Origin of the sequence: Nocardioides antri, from assembly GCF_008373765.1 — a bacterium.
Taxonomy (GTDB): Bacteria; Actinomycetota; Actinomycetes; order Propionibacteriales; family Nocardioidaceae; genus Nocardioides; species Nocardioides antri.
In genome coordinates this window covers 652,787-668,139 of the sequence record NZ_VUJW01000001.1, presented here as the reverse complement: position 1 = coordinate 668,139, position 15,353 = coordinate 652,787, and the positions used below count along the sequence as shown (strand labels likewise).

General features: G+C 71.1%; 16 protein-coding genes. 4 read left to right on the top strand and 12 right to left on the bottom strand.

What is annotated here, in order from left to right:
• Positions 1-19: 19 nt before the first annotated feature.
• A complete protein-coding gene (locus tag F0U47_RS03255) occupies positions 20-322 on the bottom strand; it encodes a hypothetical protein (protein WP_149748844.1) in 303 nt (100 codons plus the stop codon).
• Entirely contained in the window at positions 322-1,461 is a 1,140-nt protein-coding gene (locus F0U47_RS03250) for a 3-ketosteroid-9-alpha-monooxygenase, oxygenase component (protein ID WP_149748843.1), read from the bottom strand. Before F0U47_RS03250 ends, F0U47_RS03255 begins: the two co-directional genes overlap by 1 nt.
• A gap of 95 nt (positions 1,462-1,556) precedes the next feature.
• Between F0U47_RS03250 and F0U47_RS03245 the strand changes: the two genes are divergently transcribed.
• On the top strand, positions 1,557-2,744 hold the full coding sequence (locus F0U47_RS03245; RefSeq protein ID WP_149748842.1) for an acyl-CoA dehydrogenase family protein: 1,188 nt from the start codon (positions 1,557-1,559) through the stop codon (positions 2,742-2,744).
• 33 nt (positions 2,745-2,777) lie between these two features.
• Entirely contained in the window at positions 2,778-3,788 is a 1,011-nt protein-coding gene (locus F0U47_RS03240; protein WP_149748841.1) for an acyl-CoA dehydrogenase family protein, read from the top strand.
• On the opposite strand, the gene F0U47_RS03235 is transcribed toward F0U47_RS03240, so the two are convergent.
• From F0U47_RS03235 to F0U47_RS03205, 7 genes are all read right to left on the bottom strand, one after another.
• A complete protein-coding gene (locus F0U47_RS03235; RefSeq protein WP_149748840.1) occupies positions 3,745-4,188 on the bottom strand; it encodes a DUF6463 family protein in 444 nt (147 codons plus the stop codon). The genes F0U47_RS03240 and F0U47_RS03235 overlap by 44 nt on opposite strands.
• Entirely contained in the window at positions 4,185-5,201 is a 1,017-nt protein-coding gene (locus tag F0U47_RS03230; RefSeq protein WP_149748839.1) for a hypothetical protein, read from the bottom strand. The genes F0U47_RS03235 and F0U47_RS03230 overlap by 4 nt, the downstream gene beginning before the upstream one ends.
• Positions 5,198-5,815: a DUF2867 domain-containing protein gene (locus F0U47_RS03225; protein WP_149748838.1), complete on the bottom strand. Its 618-nt coding sequence runs from the start codon at positions 5,813-5,815 to the stop codon at positions 5,198-5,200. The genes F0U47_RS03230 and F0U47_RS03225 overlap by 4 nt, the downstream gene beginning before the upstream one ends.
• 102 nt (positions 5,816-5,917) lie before the next feature.
• Entirely contained in the window at positions 5,918-6,595 is a 678-nt protein-coding gene (locus F0U47_RS03220; RefSeq protein WP_281290960.1) for a response regulator, read from the bottom strand.
• Positions 6,592-7,770: a sensor histidine kinase gene (locus tag F0U47_RS03215; RefSeq protein WP_149748837.1), complete on the bottom strand. Its 1,179-nt coding sequence runs from the start codon at positions 7,768-7,770 to the stop codon at positions 6,592-6,594. The genes F0U47_RS03220 and F0U47_RS03215 overlap by 4 nt, the downstream gene beginning before the upstream one ends.
• 40 nt (positions 7,771-7,810) lie before the next feature.
• Positions 7,811-8,929: an NAD(P)H-dependent flavin oxidoreductase gene (locus F0U47_RS03210; RefSeq protein WP_149748836.1), complete on the bottom strand. Its 1,119-nt coding sequence runs from the start codon at positions 8,927-8,929 to the stop codon at positions 7,811-7,813.
• Complete coding sequence (locus F0U47_RS03205; protein ID WP_149748835.1) at positions 8,929-10,581, bottom strand: acyl-CoA synthetase; 1,653 nt, start codon at positions 10,579-10,581, stop codon at positions 8,929-8,931. The genes F0U47_RS03210 and F0U47_RS03205 overlap by 1 nt, the downstream gene beginning before the upstream one ends.
• 46 nt (positions 10,582-10,627) lie before the next feature.
• Between F0U47_RS03205 and F0U47_RS03200 the strand changes: the two genes are divergently transcribed.
• Both F0U47_RS03200 and F0U47_RS03195 read left to right on the top strand, forming a co-directional pair.
• Positions 10,628-11,449: a crotonase/enoyl-CoA hydratase family protein gene (locus F0U47_RS03200; protein WP_149748834.1), complete on the top strand. Its 822-nt coding sequence runs from the start codon at positions 10,628-10,630 to the stop codon at positions 11,447-11,449.
• A 19-nt stretch (positions 11,450-11,468) separates the two neighbouring features.
• Positions 11,469-12,179 carry a type III secretion system chaperone family protein gene (locus F0U47_RS03195; protein WP_149748833.1) on the top strand — a complete coding sequence of 237 codons (711 nt, stop codon included), beginning with the start codon at positions 11,469-11,471 and terminating at the stop codon, positions 12,177-12,179.
• Between the two features lie 22 nt (positions 12,180-12,201).
• Here the strand turns inward: F0U47_RS03195 and fadD8 are convergent, their stop codons facing one another.
• The 3 genes from fadD8 to F0U47_RS03180 are packed head-to-tail and all read right to left on the bottom strand — an operon-like array spanning position 12,202 to position 15,320.
• Positions 12,202-13,815, bottom strand: a complete 1,614-nt coding sequence (gene fadD8 / locus F0U47_RS03190; RefSeq protein ID WP_149748832.1) for a fatty-acid--CoA ligase FadD8 — start codon at positions 13,813-13,815, stop codon at positions 12,202-12,204.
• Between the two features lie 39 nt (positions 13,816-13,854).
• Complete coding sequence (locus F0U47_RS03185; protein ID WP_149748831.1) at positions 13,855-14,235, bottom strand: hypothetical protein; 381 nt, start codon at positions 14,233-14,235, stop codon at positions 13,855-13,857.
• Between the two features lie 32 nt (positions 14,236-14,267).
• Entirely contained in the window at positions 14,268-15,320 is a 1,053-nt protein-coding gene (locus F0U47_RS03180; RefSeq protein WP_438362049.1) for an LLM class F420-dependent oxidoreductase, read from the bottom strand.
• Positions 15,321-15,353 lie beyond the last annotated feature (33 nt).

Here is a 15,353-nt window from a genome sequence, read left to right as displayed (position 1 = left end):
GGCTATGGAGTGGCGCTGCTCAGTAGCCGTCTTCGGCGCCGATCGGGATCTGACCCTCCCGCACGGCGACATCGATGCTAGCCAGCAACCGGGGGCACCCCCGGTGCCCGTCCCGACTACCGGATGCTCCCTCCCGGCGCCCCAGCTCCGGGCACGCCTCGACGGCCTCGGCGTTCCACTGGATCGACGTGTGGTGCTCGCTGTTCTTCTTCACGGCCACCTTCGCCAGGCAGTCGAGGCACGCGACCTCGACCAGCCGCGCCTGGGTGTAGAGGCGCTGCTCCTCCAGGGTGGTGGGGCTGGTCGGGACGAAGGACGGCATCAGACTTCGGCCGACTCCCGCTTGGCGAGGTTGGCGGCGACCTCGGCCTGCCAGTACTCGTTGGCCTTGGTCGTGTCGACCTCGAACTCGAACCGGTCGGTCATCTCCGGCTTGAGGTCGGCGACGTCGGTGTAGAACTGCTCGTACCACCGGCGGAGCTGGTAGACGGGCCCGTCCTCCTCGCAGAGGAGCGGGTTCTGGACCGGCACCTTGTTCTGCCAGATGTGCACGTCCTGGAGGAAGCCTCCGCCGAACATCTCGGCGTACTTCTTCGAGATGTAGTCGGCCGTCTTGTCGTCGATGCCCTCGGGCTTCTTGACCGTGATGCCGTACATCAGCGTGAACGAGTCGGGCCCGGTCGGGATGTGGCAGTTGATGAGGATGACCTCGGTCTCGAAGCCCTTGTAGTCGACCTCGAGCCAGTTGATCATGTACGCCGGTCCGTAGTAGGTGGCCTCGGACTTGAGGAAGAGCTCGGCGTCGCCGTACCCCTCGCTCTTGTCGGGCCGGCCCTTCGACTCCATGAACTGCGTGGCGCGCGTGCCCTCGAAGATGTTGCGGAAACTGGTCGGGAACGAGAAGTGCACGTAGTAGAAGTGCGCCATGTCCGCCACGTTGTCGATGAGCTCGCGGCAGTGCGAGCCCTCGATCGGGACGACCTCCCAGCGCCAGTCGGTGTAGGTGTCGCTGGTCTCGCCGAGCTGCTGGGCCACGCCGGGCAGCTCCGGCGGCAGGATGTCGTGGTCGGCGGCCGAGCCCTCGGGGTCGTTCCAGATCAACAGCTGGCCGTTGCGGACGGCCGTCTCGTAGCGGTGCGTGCGCGCCCGCAGCGGCACCCTGCGCGCGTACGGGATCTCCTTGCACTTGCCGTCGCCGCCCCAGCGCCAGTCGTGGAACGGGCAGGCGACGTGGTCGCCCTTGACCTCGCCCTGGGTGAGGTCGCCGCCCATGTGGCGGCAGTAGCCGTCGAGCACGTTGAGCTTGCCCTGGCTGTCCTGCCACACGACGAGCTTCGTGCCGAAGCCGTGGACCGCGTGCGGCTTGCCGTCCGCGAACGAGGAGGCGAGTCCCAGGCAGTGCCACCCGCGCGCGTAGCGCAGCGGGGTGGTCCCGTGGTCGAGCATGCGGGTGTCACTCATGTAGAACACGTTACAGTTTTGCCGGTAGTCTGACAACGAACACCGCGTGGGATCCGGTTTGATCCACGCCACACCGCGCCAACCAGGGAGGCCTCGTGCACGTCGAATTGGAGCCGCAGCAGGTCGCCCTGCGGGAAGAGCTGCGTGAGTACTTCGCCGACCTGGTGACGCCCGAGATCAGGGCCGGGCTGTCGTCCGCCACCGGCGAGTTCGGCGAGGCCGGCGTCTACAAGGACGTCATCCGCCGGATCGGCCGGGACGGCTGGCTCGGCATCGGCTGGCCGAAGGAGTACGGCGGGCAGGACCGCTCGATGATCGAGCAGCTGATCTTCACCGACGCCGCTGCCGTCGCCGGCGTGCCGATCCCCTACCTCACGCTCAACACGGTGGGCCCGACGATCATGCGGTTCGGCACGACTGCGCAGAAGGACCTGTTCCTGCCGAAGATCCTGGCCGGCGACCTGCACTTCTCCATCGGGTACTCCGAGCCCGGCTCCGGCACCGACCTGGCGTCCCTGCAGACCAAGGCCGTCCTCGAGGGCGACGAGTGGGTCATCAACGGCCAGAAGATGTGGACGTCGCTGATCCAGTACGCCGACTGGATCTGGCTGGCCTGCCGGACCGAGCCCGACCAGCCGCGCCACAAGGGGCTGTCGATGATCCTGGTGCCGGCCGACGCGCCGGGGTTCTCCTACACCCCGGTGCACACCGTCGCCGGCGTGGGGACGTCGGCGACCTACTACGAGGACGTCCGGGTCCCGGCCGGCAACCTGGTCGGCGAGCGCGGCGGCGGCTGGGCGCTGATGACCAACCAGCTCAACCACGAGCGGGTCGCGCTCACCTCGGCCGCGCCGCTGGTGCACTCGCTGCAGCTGGTACGCGACTGGGCGAGCGAGACCCGCAACCCCGACGGCAGGCGGGTGATCGACACGGAGTGGGTGCAGATCGCGCTGGGTCGCGCACACGCCCGGGTCGAGGCGCTCTCCCTCATCAACTGGAAGCTCGCCGCCGACGCGGACCACGGCGTCGCGCTCTCCCCCGCCGAGGCGTCGGCGACAAAGGTCTACGGTTCCGAGCTGGCGACCGAGGTCTACCGCACCCTGATGGAGGTCGTCGGCCCGCACGCCGGCGTCGCCGCGGACTCCCCCGGCGCCGTGCTCGCCGGCCGGCTCGAGCGGTTCCACCGGTCCGCGCTGGTGATGACGTTCGGCGGCGGCACCAACGAGATCCAGCGCGACATCATCGGCTACGTGGGTCTCGGCCTGCCCGCGGCGAAGAGGTAGATCTCGACAAGCTCGATCACCGAAAGGCAGACAATGGACTTTCTGTTCACCCCCGAGCAGGACGAGGCAGCCGCCCTGGCGGCCGAGATCCTCACGGACAAGGCGACCCCGGAGCACATGTTGGCGGTCGAGTCCGCGGGCGACCGCTTCGACCGCGACCTCTGGGCGACGCTCGGCGACGCGTTCGACTGGACCGAGCTGGACCTCCTCGAGCTCACCCGCGTGCTGGTGGAGGTCGGCCGCAAGGTGGCGCCCGTCCCGCTGGCGGTCCACGGGGCGTGTGTCGCGTTCCTGGGCGGGCTGGGCCTGCCCACCGACCGGGCGCTGTACGCCGCCGCCGTCGCCGAGGAGCGGGACCACCTCCCGGCCGCACCGACCGTCGTCGCCGACGAGGCGGATGCGCTGACCGGGACCAAGACCCTGGTCCGGGCGGGGATGGCCGCCGACGCGTTCCTCGTCACGGCGACCGGGCCCCAGGGCACCGGTGTCTACCTCGTCGACGCGGCAGGCCTCGACCGGCAGCCGCAGCACACCAGTGACGGCGACGTCACCGCACTCGTCACCTTCGACGCGATACCCGCCACCCGGATCGGCGACGAGGCTGCGGCCGGGCTGCTGGGTCAGCTGCTAACCGTGTGCGCCGCCGCCGAGCAGCTGGGCGTGACGGAGGGGGCTCTCGCACTGACGGCGTCGTACGCCAAGACGCGCGAGCAGTTCGGCCGCCCGATCGGCACCTTCCAGGCGGTGTCGCAGCGGCTTGCGGACGGGTTCATCGACGTCCTCGGCCAGCGGCTCACGCTGTGGCAGGCCGTCTGGCGGATGCACGAGGGCCTGCCGGCCGCCACCGAGGTCGCGGTCGCGAAGCTGTGGGCGGCCGATGCCGGCCACCGGCTCGCGCACACGACGGTGCACGTGCACGGTGGCGTCGGCATCGACCTCGACGGTGAGGCCCACCGCTACTTCACGTCCGCGAAGCGCTTCGAGTTCCTGTTCGGCGGCGCTACCGACCAGGCGCTGACGATCGGGCGGGCGCTGGCCGGCTAGGCAGGGGCCGCTCGTCGCGCGCTGCCAGCACGATCAGCAGGCCGGGGACCACGCCGACGAAGAACGGCGACGGCACCAGCATCACCCCGCCGAGCACGCACCAACCGGCGACACCCCAGCCGACCCACGCCGGCACGGGGACGCCGCGCGCCGCCAGGTGCCGGACCAGAAGGCCCAGCAGCACCAGTGGTACGGCGAAGCTGCCGACGCCGCCCCAGAACGCTGCGACGGTCGCCTGCTCGTCGACAGTCTGCTCCGGCACGAGGGGCACGGTCGCCCAGAGGCCGTCCCCCAGCCAGTCCGCGACCCGGGCATGGTCGACGAGGACCGACACCACGACATGGCCGACGCCGAGCAGGACCAGGAGCCCACTCGCCCAGCTCAGCAGTCGCCTGCTCATGCGGTCCTCCTGGCGACGTACGCCAGGCAGGCGACAGCCAGTGCCGCGCCCCAGACCGGCCACAGCAGCTCGGGTGCCCAGGCCGCCCAGTCCGACGTCGCGCCGGGGACCTTCGCCAGCTCGCCGACGAGGACGAGCCTCCAGAACGAGAGCCCGGCCGACATCACGGCACCCGCGACGAGCAGGCCGGGCACGAGCGCCAGCGCGATCGGCACCGGTCGCCCGCCGACCCGCGGCACCCAGTCCCAGAACACCTCGCCCCAGCGCGCCTGCAGGCCGGTCGTGAGCCAGGCGCCGACGACGGCGAACAGGGCCAGCCCGAGCCCGGCGTACTTCGCCGACCCGAGGTCCTCGAGCATCGAGCGCCGGATCCCCAGCGGGATGTCGAGCGCCCACGCGAGCCGGGTGACCGCGTAGAGGAGGGGTACGACGACCGAGACCCCGACCGCCGCAGGACCCCAGCGCACCCACCGCGCGAGGTCGCCGGGACCGCCGCCACCGGCCGCCGTCGTCGCCCGCTCGAACACGCGGAAGCCGGCCACCGCGATCGCCACTCCGCCCACGGCGTGGCCCATCGCGGCGGCCGAGTCGATGAAGATGCTGATGTCGAGATGGCCGGCCGCCGGGCCGAGGCCGACGAGTGCCAGCAGCGACATCGGCAGGTAGCCGAGGAACGCCAGCGCCCGGACGTCGGAGATGGCGACGGTCACCAGGATCCCGAGACCGACGAGGAGCCAACCGGCGAGCCGGAGGGACGCCGGGGTGCGCGCCAGGGCGGCGGCGACCTGCGCGGCGAGCACGAGGGTCGCTGTCGCCACGAGCGCCCAGGACATCTGCGCACCCGTGAGTCCCCCGAGAGGCGAGGCGGCCTCCGGCGACCACGGGTGGGAGGTGCGGCCGACGAGGGCCAGCACGGACAGCGCCAGGAAGACGATCGCCCAGGTCGCGGCGACCCACGGCGTCGCGTGCAGCACGCCCGGCCGGACAGGGGCGCGGTCGAGCAGCGCGGTCATGCCGCCACCTCGTTCCCGCGCGCCCAGATCTTGGCGATCGTCCGCAGGAGGGCGGGGTAGACGACCAGGTAGCGGAACGGCTTGATGAAGGTCAGGTAGGCCTCGCCGAGCACCCCGTTCGGCTTGACCAGCACCGCCATCTGGGCGCAGTAGCCGCCGTCGGCGGCGTCGTCCGCCACCCAGCCGACGTGCATCAGGCCGTGCACGGTGCGGTTGGCGATCTCGGCGACGTACTCGTCCTCGGTCAGGTACACCGCGTCGAACGGGACGTTCGTGAACCCAGGACCGGTCGTGTCCCGGAGGTCGGCCGGCAGCCGGTCCCGAATGGACGGCACGCGCTCGCCGAGGCCGTCGTCCTCGTCGTCCAGGCCGAGCAGGCTGCCCAGCCACCAGCGGATCGCGAACAGGACGCGGTACGGCAGCGGGAACTCGCGGTCGTCGTCGCGGTCGGTCATCAGACGCACCAGGCGCGGGAGGTCGTCGGGGCCTCCCGGCGTCGGCAGCGCCCAGACGTCCTCGAGCCGGAAGTCCGGGGCGATCTCGTGGATCCGCCACGGCCGGCCGGTGTGGGCCTCGGGCGGAAGCGGTCGGGTGCGAAGGAGCTTCTCTGTCATGGACCTACCGTGCTTCGGGAGCACCCCGCCGCACGTCGCTCGCTGGTCGCGCGCTTCTCACCCTGCAGGGTGAGATCAGCCTCGGCAGACAGATGGCGGGCGTCAGCGCGGCGAACGGCCGACCAGGCCCGACTCGTAGGCGAGCACGACGGCCTGCACCCGGTCGCGCAGGCCGAGCTTGGCGAGCACGTGGCCGACGTGGGTCTTCACGGTGTTCTCGGACAGGTGCAGCCGGCGGGCGATCTCGGCGTTGCTCTCGCCGGTCGCCAGCTCCAGCAGCATGTCGAGCTCGCGCGGTGTCAACCGGGCACGCACCGCGTCCGCCTCGGCACCGGTGCCGCCGGGACTGGCCGCCACGTGCTCGATGAGACGGCGGGTGGTCGACGGGGCGACCACGCCGTGGCCGGCGTGCACCGTGCGGATCGCCTCGACGATCTCCTCCGCGCGGGCGTCCTTGAGCAGGAACCCGCTCGCACCGGCGCGGATGGCGGGGAACGCGTACTCGTCGAGGTCGAACGTGGTCAGCGCGAGCACCCGGGTCCCCGGCTGCTCGCGGGCGATGACCTCGGTCGCCTCGATGCCGCCCATCCGCGGCATCCGCAGGTCCATCAGCACGACGTCGACCCGCCGCGCCCGCACGAGGGCGAGGGCCTCGTGCCCGTCCGCCGCCTCGCCGACCAGGTCGAGGTCGGGCTGGCTCTCGACCATCATCCGCAGCGCGGAGCGCATGAGCTCCTGGTCGTCGACGACGGCCACCCTGATGGGGTCGGGGGCGTTCACACCGGCATCCTCGCGCTCACCTGCCAGCCGGTCGCGGCCGGCCCCGCCTCGAGGGTGCCGCCGACCGCCTCGACCCGCTCCCGCATCCCCGTGAGACCGCGGCCCGGGGCCGTCGGGACCGGGGACGCCCCGCCGTCGTCGGCTACCGACACCCGCAGTCCGTCCGCCGCCCGCTCCACGCGGACCGTCGCCACCGCACCGGGACGGGCGTGGCGGGCGACGTTGGTGAGGGCCTCCTGCACCACGCGGTAGGCCGTGAGCCCGACGCCGGGCGGCACCGGCGGCAGGGGCGCATCGTCGTACTCCACCGCCAGGCCGGCCGCCCGCATCCGTCCGACCAGCGCCGGGATGTCGGCCAGGCCCGGCTGGGGATCGGTGCCGACCTCGTCGTCGCGGAGCACGCCGAGCAGGCCGCGCATCTCGGTGAGCGCCTCGCGGCCGGTGCCGGCGATCGTCTCGAGGATCTCCGGCGCGCGGTCGGGTGACTGGGCCACCACCATCCGTCCCGCCTCGGCGTGGCTGACGACCACGGCGAGCGAGTGGGCGACGACGTCGTGCATCTCCCGTGCGATCCGGCGCCGCTCGTCGGCGGCGCCGCGCTCGGCCAGCTGCGCGACCCACGCCGCGCGGGTGGCGCGGAACTGCCCCGGCGCCCACGCGGCGACCGTCCCGCCCACGGTGGCGGTGCCGAGCATCAACCACCAGGTCCAGCCTTCGAGCGCGGCGCCGGCGAACCCCCAGAGCCGCACGACGGTCAGCAGGCAGCCGACCAGCCCGCCGGCCAGCGCGGCGGTCGGCCACGGCCGAGGCGCCCAGGCGCTGACGGCGTACAGCAGCACGAAGAAGCACATGCTGCTCGGGAGCAGCACCGGGCCGTAGTCGCTCCCGGCCGCCGTCGCGGTGGGTCCGCCCAGGTCGGGCCCGGCGACCAGGACCAGCTCCGCGACCGCGCCCACGGCGTACGACGGCAACGGCCACCGTCGTGCGGTCGCGACCGCCGCGTGCAGCGCCAGCAGCGCGGCGAGCAGCGCGACCTGCCACGGCCGGGCCACCTCGCCCTCGACGACGGACGTCCAGCCGACCGGGAGCACGACCAGCGCCAGCAGCCCCGCCAGCGCCAGCTGGCCGACGTCGCCCAGCCAGCGCGGCCCGGGGCCGGTCACGGTGGTGGTCATGGCCACAACCTATGGCCCCGACCGGCGAGACCGGATCAGGTCAGAGGCCGGCGATCCCGTCGAGCCTCTTGGTCGTCGCCTCGAACTCCGCGACCAGGTCGGCCATCACCTCGGCGACCGGGCGCACCTCGTTCATCCGGCCCACGATCTGGCCGACCGGCATGGAGATCACGTCGGGGTCCCCGGAGGCGTTGATGCGGTTGTGCGCCTCGGCGACCAGGAGGTTCTGGAGCGGCATCGGGAGCGGCGCCGGAGCGTCCTCCTCCGCCCAGGCCTCGGTCCACTTCGTCTTGAGCAGCCGCGCCGGCTTCCCGGTGTAGATCCGCGTGCGCACCGTGTCGGACGACGTGGCGCGCGTGAAAGCTGTCTCCCAGGCACCACTTCGACCAACGTCGCCGGCGAGGTTGCGGTACTCCTCGGTGCCGAGCCAGATCGACCCGGTCCACACGCCCTGGGCACCCAGCGCGAGCGACGCGGCGATCTGCCGGCCCGAGCCGATGCCGCCGGCCCCGAGCACCGGAACGTCGGGTCCGACGGCATCGACGATGTCGGGGGTGAGCACCATCGAGGCGATCTCACCCGTGTGGCCGCCGGCCTCGTAGCCCTGGGCGACGATGATGTCGACGCCGTTCTGGACGTGGCTGACGGCGTGCTTCGGCGCGCCGGCGAGCGCGGCCACCTTGAGGCCCGCGTCGTGGCACTGCTCGATGACGTCGTTCGGCGGCGTCCCGAGCGCGTTCGCGATGAGCACCGGCCGGTGCTGCAGCGCGACGTCGACATGCGAGCGCGCCATCGAGTGCAGCCAGCCGAGGACGCCCTCGCGGCCCTCCCCCTCCGGCAGCGGCGGCACCCCCAGCTTGAGCAGGGTCTCGTCGACCCACTTCTTGTGGTCCTCGGGGATGTACGTCGACAGGTCGGTCGACGTGCCCTCGGTGGGGATCTTCATCGGCATGACCACGTCGACGCCGTACGGCTTGCCGTCGGTGTTGTCGTCCATCCAGGTCAGCGTCCGGTCGAGCTCCTCCGCGTCGTTGAACCGGACGCAGCCGAGCACGCCGAGGCCGCCGGCCCGTGACACCGCGGCGGCGACGTGCTCGGACGGGGTGAACGCGAAGATCGGGTACTCGATGCCGAAGGCATCGCAGAGGGCGGTGTGCATCAGGCGTTGGCTCCGTTGATCGCGGTCTGGGCTGTCCCGGCCTGCTGGGCGCTGAGCGCGAGCTCCTTGGCCCGCGGGTACTGCGCCTTGCCGGTGGCGTTGCGCGGGATCTCGTCGACGAGGGTGAGCACCCGCGGCAGCTTGTAGCCGGACAGGTGGGTGCGGAGGAACGAGCGCAGGTCGTCGAGCTCGACCTTCTGACCCTCCCGCGGCTGGACGACGGCGGCGACGGTCTGGCCGTACTTCTCGTCCGGCAGGCCCACGACGAGCACGTCGTAGACGGCCGGGTGGCCCTTGATGGCCATCTCGACCTCTTCGGGGTAGACCTTCTCGCCGCCGGTGTTGACGCAGTTCGACCCACGGCCGAGCAACGTGATCCGGTTGCCCTCCTCGATCCGCGCGTAGTCGCCGGGGATCGAGTAGCGGACGCCGTCGATCTCGAGGAACGTGCGGGCGGACTTCTCGGGGTCCTTGTAGTAGCCGACCGGGACGTTGCCGGCCCGCGCGGTGCGGCCGACCTTCCCGACGTCGGCGACGGGGTCGAGGACCGTGCCGTCGTCGCTGATGATCGCGGTGCTGGGGCCGATCGAGACGACCGGGCCGTCGGTCGAGAGCGCGCTCGCGTCCTGCATCCCCGTGCCCTGGAAGCCGGTCTCCGACGACCCGATCGAGTCGGTGAAGATCGCGTTCGGGAACCGCGCCATCCAGCGCTCCTTGACGGCCTTGCTGAAGATCGCGGCACTGCTGGCGATCGCGAACAGCGACTGGCCGCTGAAGTCGCCCGCCTCGTAGGCCTCGATCAGCGGCCGCGCCATGGCGTCGCCGGTCATGAACATCATCTGTGCCTGCTCGCGGTCCACGATCTCCCAGGTGCGCACCGGGTCGAACTTGGGCTCGAGGATCGTCAGCTGCCCGGAGAACAGGTGCATCAGCAGGCTCGCCTGGGCGCCGCCGTGCATGAGCGGGCTCAGCGGGAAGGTGACCAGGCTCTCCTGGGTCGCCTTCTTGGACTGGTCGTACTCCTCGAGCGGCTCGCCCGTGACGAAGTCGATACCGCCGCCGAGCACCCGCCAGAAGTCCTCGTGGCGCCACATGACGCCCTTCGGGTAGCCGGTGGTGCCGCCGGTGTAGATGATGTGCAGGTCGTCGGCGCTGCGCTCGCCGAAGTCGCGGGCGTCGCTCTGGTCGGCGATCGCGTCGGCCAGCAGCACCCCGCCGTACGACGAGCAGTCGCTGGCGTTGTCGGGCTCGATCGGGTCCGGCAGCACGACGAACGTCTGCAGCTTGTCGTGCTTGGGGGCCACCTCGGCCACCAGGTCGCTGTAGACCCGGTCGTGCACGAGGCCCTTGAGGTCCGCGTTGTCGAAGATGTAGTCGAGCTCGCCGGCGACGTACCGGTAGTTCACGTTGATCGCGACGGCGCGCACCTTGAGGATCGCCAGCAGGGCGATCACGTGCTCGATGCTGTTCTTGGCGTAGAGGCCGACATGGTCGCCGGCGCCGATCCCCCGGTCGGCGAGGAAGTGGGCGAGCTTGTTGCTCTCGGACTCCAGCTCCCCGTAGGTGATCACCCGGTCGCCCACCTTCACGGCAGGCTTCTCGGCGGCTACGTCCACGGCGTGTTCGAAGAGATCAGCGATGTTCAGGGCCACGACCCGAGACTAGAACACGTTTCACTTTTTCGCTAGATTCGTTCGTATGACGACCACGGATGTCACGACCGATACGCAACAGGAGAGCCCTCACTGCCTGGTGGAGCTCGTCGGCCACACCCTCGTGGTCACCATGAACCGGCCCGAGGTGCGCAACGCGCTGTCCGGGGAGATGCTCGCGATCATGGAGCAGGCCTGGGACCGGGTGAACTCCGATCCGGAGGTGCGGGTCTGCATCCTCACCGGTGCCGGCGGAGCGTTCTGCGCGGGCGCCGACCTGAAGTCGATGAGCCGCAAGCCGCCGACGGAGAGCTTCGAGTCCGGGGAGTACGACCCCTCGGTCATCAAGGGGCTCCTCAAGGGGTTCCGGCTCACCAAGCCGCTCATCGCCGCCGTGGAGGGACCGGCGATCGCCGGCGGCACCGAGATCCTGCAGGGCACCGACATCCGGGTCGCCGGGGAGTCCGCGAAGTTCGGGGTGTCCGAGGCGCGGTGGAGCCTCTACCCGATGGGCGGGTCCGCCGTACGACTTCCCCGTCAGATCCCCTACACCGTCGCCGCCGAGCTGCTGCTGACCGGTCGCCACGTCAAGGCGCCGGAGGCCAAGGAGCTGGGCCTCATCGGCCACGTCGTGCCCGACGGCCAGGCCCTCGCGAAGGCGCACGAGATCGCCGACATGATCGCCGCCAACGGCCCGCTCGCCGTCCAGGCGATCCTGCGGACCATGCGCGACTCCGAGGGCAAGCACGAGGACGACTGCTGGGCCGACGACGCCAGGGTCGGGGCCGCGGTCTTCGCGTCCGAGGACGCCAAGGAGGGCCCCCGCGCCTTCATGGAGAAGAGGAAACCCGAGTTCAAGGGCCGGTAGTCGCGGTACCTTGCCGCGGGTGGAGCTGTCCTCGCTGCTCGGCACCCTCTTCGGTCTCGTCTTCTGCGCCGGGATCCTCGCTCTCGGCATCGTCGGCGCGGTCCGCGCCCAGAAGCGGGCCGCCGAGCGCAAGGCGGGCATGGCGGGCTACGCCACGCACCGGGAGTGGGAGTACCGCCCGAGCGACGACTCGCTGGTCACCAGGTTCGGCGGGGCGCCTTTCGACCGCGGGTACAGCCGCAGCGCCACGAACGTGCTCCTCGGCAAGCACGACGGACGCCACTTCGTGGCCTTCGACTACGCGTACGTCACCAGCTCGGGAACCGGTAGCGACCGGAGCACGCAGCACCATCACTACTCGGTCCTCGCGCTGAACCTCGGCCTGCCCACGCCCGGGCTGGCCGTCGGGCCTACCAGCACGTTCGGCAGGCTGGTCAACGCGGTCACCGGGCGCGACGTGCAGATCGGCAACCCGTTCTTCGACGAGGCCTTCACGGTGACGTCGCCGTCCCCGGAGTTCGCGCTCGACGTGCTCCACCCGGCCGTCGTCGAGGTGGTGATGCACCACCCCGAGCTCGCGTGGCGCCTCGAGGGCGACTCGATGCTCGTCATCCGCGAGGGCCAGCACTCCCCGCAGGAGATCGAGGCCAAGCTCCACTTCATGGACGCCGTGCTCGACCGGATCCCCGAGCACGTGCGGGCGCGCCTGATCGGCGAGCAACCCCGCTAGGGCCGCCGAATCAGCGCGACCCTCAGCCGACGGTGCGGCCCTGGCCCTCCCAGTACTGCGCACGCAGCGCCTTCTTGTCGGGCTTGCCGAGCGGGGTCAGCGGCAGCGCGTCGGCCACGATCACGTCCTTGGGGACGTGCACCGATCCCTTGCGCTCCTTCACCGCGGCCTTGACATCATCGATCATCCGCGCGACGGACTCGTCGTCGCGCGCCGCGTCCGGACGGAGCACGACGATCGCGGTGACCGCCTCGCCGAACTTCTCGTGCGGCGTGCCGATGACGCCCACCTGCGCGACCATCGGGTGCTCTGCGACGACGTCCTCGACCTCCCGCGGGAAGACGTTGAACCCGCCGGTGACGATCATGTCCTTGGTGCGGTCGACGATGTACCAGAAGCCGTCCTCGTCCTCACGGGCGACATCGCCGGTGTGCATCCAACCGTCGCGGAAGGTCTCCGCGGTCTGCTCGGGCAGCTGCCAGTAACCGCCGGCGAGCAGCGGTCCGGCCACGCAGATCTCCCCCGGCTCCCCCTGCTTCACGGGCTTGCCGTCCTCGCCCAGCAACGCGGTCCGCAGGAAGGCGGCGGGCCGGCCGCACGACGTCAGCCGCTTCTCGTAGGGCTTCCCGTCGGCGTCGACGTGGTCGCCCTTCGGGAAGTACGTGATGACCATCGGCGCCTCGGACTGGCCGTAGTACTGGGCGAAGATCGGGCCGAACCGCTCGATGGCCTCCTTCAGCCGCACCGGGTTGATGGCGGACGCGCCGTAGTAGACGGTCTCGAGCGACGACAGGTCGCGGGTGTGCGAGTCCGGGTGGTCCATCAGCGCGTAGAGCATGGTCGGCACGACCATGAGCGAGTTGATCTTCTTCTCCTCGATCGTCGCCAGCACCTCGGCCGGGTCGAACCGCGCGGAGACGAAGAGCGTGCCGCCCTTGATCACGGTGGGGACGAAGAACGCCGCCCCGGCGTGGGAGAGCGGGGTGCACATGAGGAACCGCGGGTTCTCCGGCCACTCCCACTCCGCGAGCTGGATCTGGCTCATCGTGTTCATCGCCTGGACAGTGCCGATGACGCCCTTCGGCTTGCCCGTCGTGCCACCGGTGTAGACGAGCGACACGATGTGGTCGGGCGGCAGGGTGCGGGCGTGGAGCGGCTGCGGCTCGAAGGTCGCCGCGACGGCGGTCAGGTCCGAGCCCACCGCGGCAAGCGCGTCGGGCACCGGCCCGATCGTCAGCACCTGCTTGAGGCCCGGGCACTTCTCGAGCAGCTCCACGGCGCGGTCGGCGAAGTACGGGTCGATGATCAGGGTGGTGATGCCGGCGTCGTTGATGACGTAGGCGTGGTCGTCGGCGGAGCCGAGCGGGTGGAGCGAGGTCCGCTGGTACCCCTGGGTCTGGCCGGCGCCGAGGATGAACAGCACCTCGGGCCGGTTGAGCGCGAGCAGGGCGCCCGGCGCGCCGGTGCCGGCGCCGAGCGACTCGAACGCCTGCACGTACTGGCTGATCCGCTCGGCGACCTCACCGCCGGTCAACGTCACGTCGCCGAGGTGGATGACGGGACGGTCCTTGTGCCGCTTCAGAGCCGCGACCATGAGGTGACCGTTGTGGGCGCCGATCCGCAGGGTGTCGTCCATGGGGGCAAGACTAGAACCTGTTCTAGTTCTCGGCAACCACTAGCCGGTGGCCTCGAGCGGCACGTGCAGCGGCCTGACCCCGCCGAGGCGGCGCTGGTAGCGGACGTGGGCGCCGTGCGCCTCGAGGGTGCGCCACAACGTCTCGTGCGCCGCCCACGGCAGCGGCTCGGCGCCGTCGTACCAGCTCTCGCCGAAGCTGATCCAGACCGGCGTCCACTCGGCGGCGACGTCCCAGGCGCCGCGCTGTCGCATCAGCAGCGTGCGGCGGATCTGGAACGCCTGCCTCGGGCCGTCCGCGCAGATGGGCGCCGTGGCCACCGGCCACACCCGCAGGTCGAGCTCCATCAGCTCGAGCTCCAGGTCCTCGAGCGCGCGCGGGTCCACCAGGACCGTGGCGACGTTCTCGTGCGGCAGCCGCATCCCCGCACGTTAACGCCTACCGGCGACGCTCGTCAGGCAAGTAGCTCGGCGACCTCACGGACCTCGTCGGCGTTGCGGCAGCTGAGCAGGAGCGTCGTCACGCCGGTCTGCTCCCAGGCGGCGACGCGCTCCTTGACGTACGACGCGTCGCCGATGATGTGCATCTCCTCGACCAGCTCGTCGGGGATGAGCGCGGCCGCCTCGTCGCGCTTCTGCGCGAGGAACAGCTCCTGGACCTGGTCGGTGATCGCGGAGTACCCCATCCGCTCGAACACGAACTTGTGAAAGTTCTGGTCCTTCGCGCCCATGCCGCCCATGTAGAGCGCGATCACCGGCTTCATCGCCTCGACGACGGCGCGCCGCTCGTCCTCGCTCCGGGTGATCTGGAGATGGCAGGTGGCGGCGATCTCGAAGTCCGCACGGGTTCGACGCGCCCCGTCGCGCGCGAACCCCTCGTCCAGCCACGGCTGGTACATCCCGGCACTCTTCGGCGTGTAGAAGATGGGGATCCAGCCGTCGGCGATCTCCGCGGTCTGCGCGACGTTCTTGGGACCCTCGGCGCCGAGCCAGATCGGGATGTCGGCGCGCAGCGGGTGCACGATCGGCTTGAGCGGCTTGCCGAGACCGACCGAGCCCGGACCGTCGTACGGCAGCGGGTAGTGCGGACCCAGGTTCGTCACCGGAGCTTCGCGGGCCAGCACCTGGCGGATGATCGAGACGACCTCGCGGGTGCGGGCCAGTGGCTTGGAGAACGGCTGGCCGTACCAGCCCTCGACGACCTGCGGGCCGCTCACGCCCATGCCGAGGATGACCCGGCCGCCGCTGAGGTGGTCGAGCGTCAGCGCGTGCATGGCGATCGACGTCGGCGCCCTGCCGGACATCTGCACGATCGAGGTGCCGAGCCGGACCCGGGAGCTCTGGCGACCCCACCAGGCAAGCGGGGTGAACGCGTCGCTCCCCCACGCCTCGGCGGTGAACACAGCGTCGAAGCCGGCGTCCTCGGCGGCCGCGACCAGCTCGCCGACACCCTCCGGCGGCTGCGCGCCCCAGTAACCCAGCTGCAGTCCGAGCTTCATGCGACACATCATGCCGCACTTGATGCGGAAACTAGAACGTGT

Bases quoted from the DNA above. Each gene is read 5' to 3' on its own strand.
- F0U47_RS03255 (WP_149748844.1), bottom strand. From the start codon at position 322: ATGCCGTCCTTCGTCCCGACCAGCCCCACCACCCTGGAGGAGCAGCGC.
- F0U47_RS03250 (WP_149748843.1), bottom strand. From the start codon at position 1,461: ATGAGTGACACCCGCATGCTCGACCACGGGACCACCCCGCTGCGCTAC.
- F0U47_RS03240 (WP_149748841.1), top strand. From the start codon at position 2,778: ATGGACTTTCTGTTCACCCCCGAGCAGGACGAGGCAGCCGCCCTGGCG.
- F0U47_RS03235 (WP_149748840.1), bottom strand. From the start codon at position 4,188: ATGAGCAGGCGACTGCTGAGCTGGGCGAGTGGGCTCCTGGTCCTGCTC.
- F0U47_RS03230 (WP_149748839.1), bottom strand. From the start codon at position 5,201: ATGACCGCGCTGCTCGACCGCGCCCCTGTCCGGCCGGGCGTGCTGCAC.
- F0U47_RS03225 (WP_149748838.1), bottom strand. From the start codon at position 5,815: ATGACAGAGAAGCTCCTTCGCACCCGACCGCTTCCGCCCGAGGCCCAC.
- F0U47_RS03215 (WP_149748837.1), bottom strand. From the start codon at position 7,770: ATGACCACCACCGTGACCGGCCCCGGGCCGCGCTGGCTGGGCGACGTC.
- F0U47_RS03210 (WP_149748836.1), bottom strand. From the start codon at position 8,929: ATGCACACCGCCCTCTGCGATGCCTTCGGCATCGAGTACCCGATCTTC.
- F0U47_RS03200 (WP_149748834.1), top strand. From the start codon at position 10,628: ATGACGACCACGGATGTCACGACCGATACGCAACAGGAGAGCCCTCAC.
- fadD8 (WP_149748832.1), bottom strand. From the start codon at position 13,815: ATGGACGACACCCTGCGGATCGGCGCCCACAACGGTCACCTCATGGTC.
- F0U47_RS03185 (WP_149748831.1), bottom strand. From the start codon at position 14,235: ATGCGGCTGCCGCACGAGAACGTCGCCACGGTCCTGGTGGACCCGCGC.
- F0U47_RS03180 (WP_438362049.1), bottom strand. From the start codon at position 15,320: ATGTGTCGCATGAAGCTCGGACTGCAGCTGGGTTACTGGGGCGCGCAG.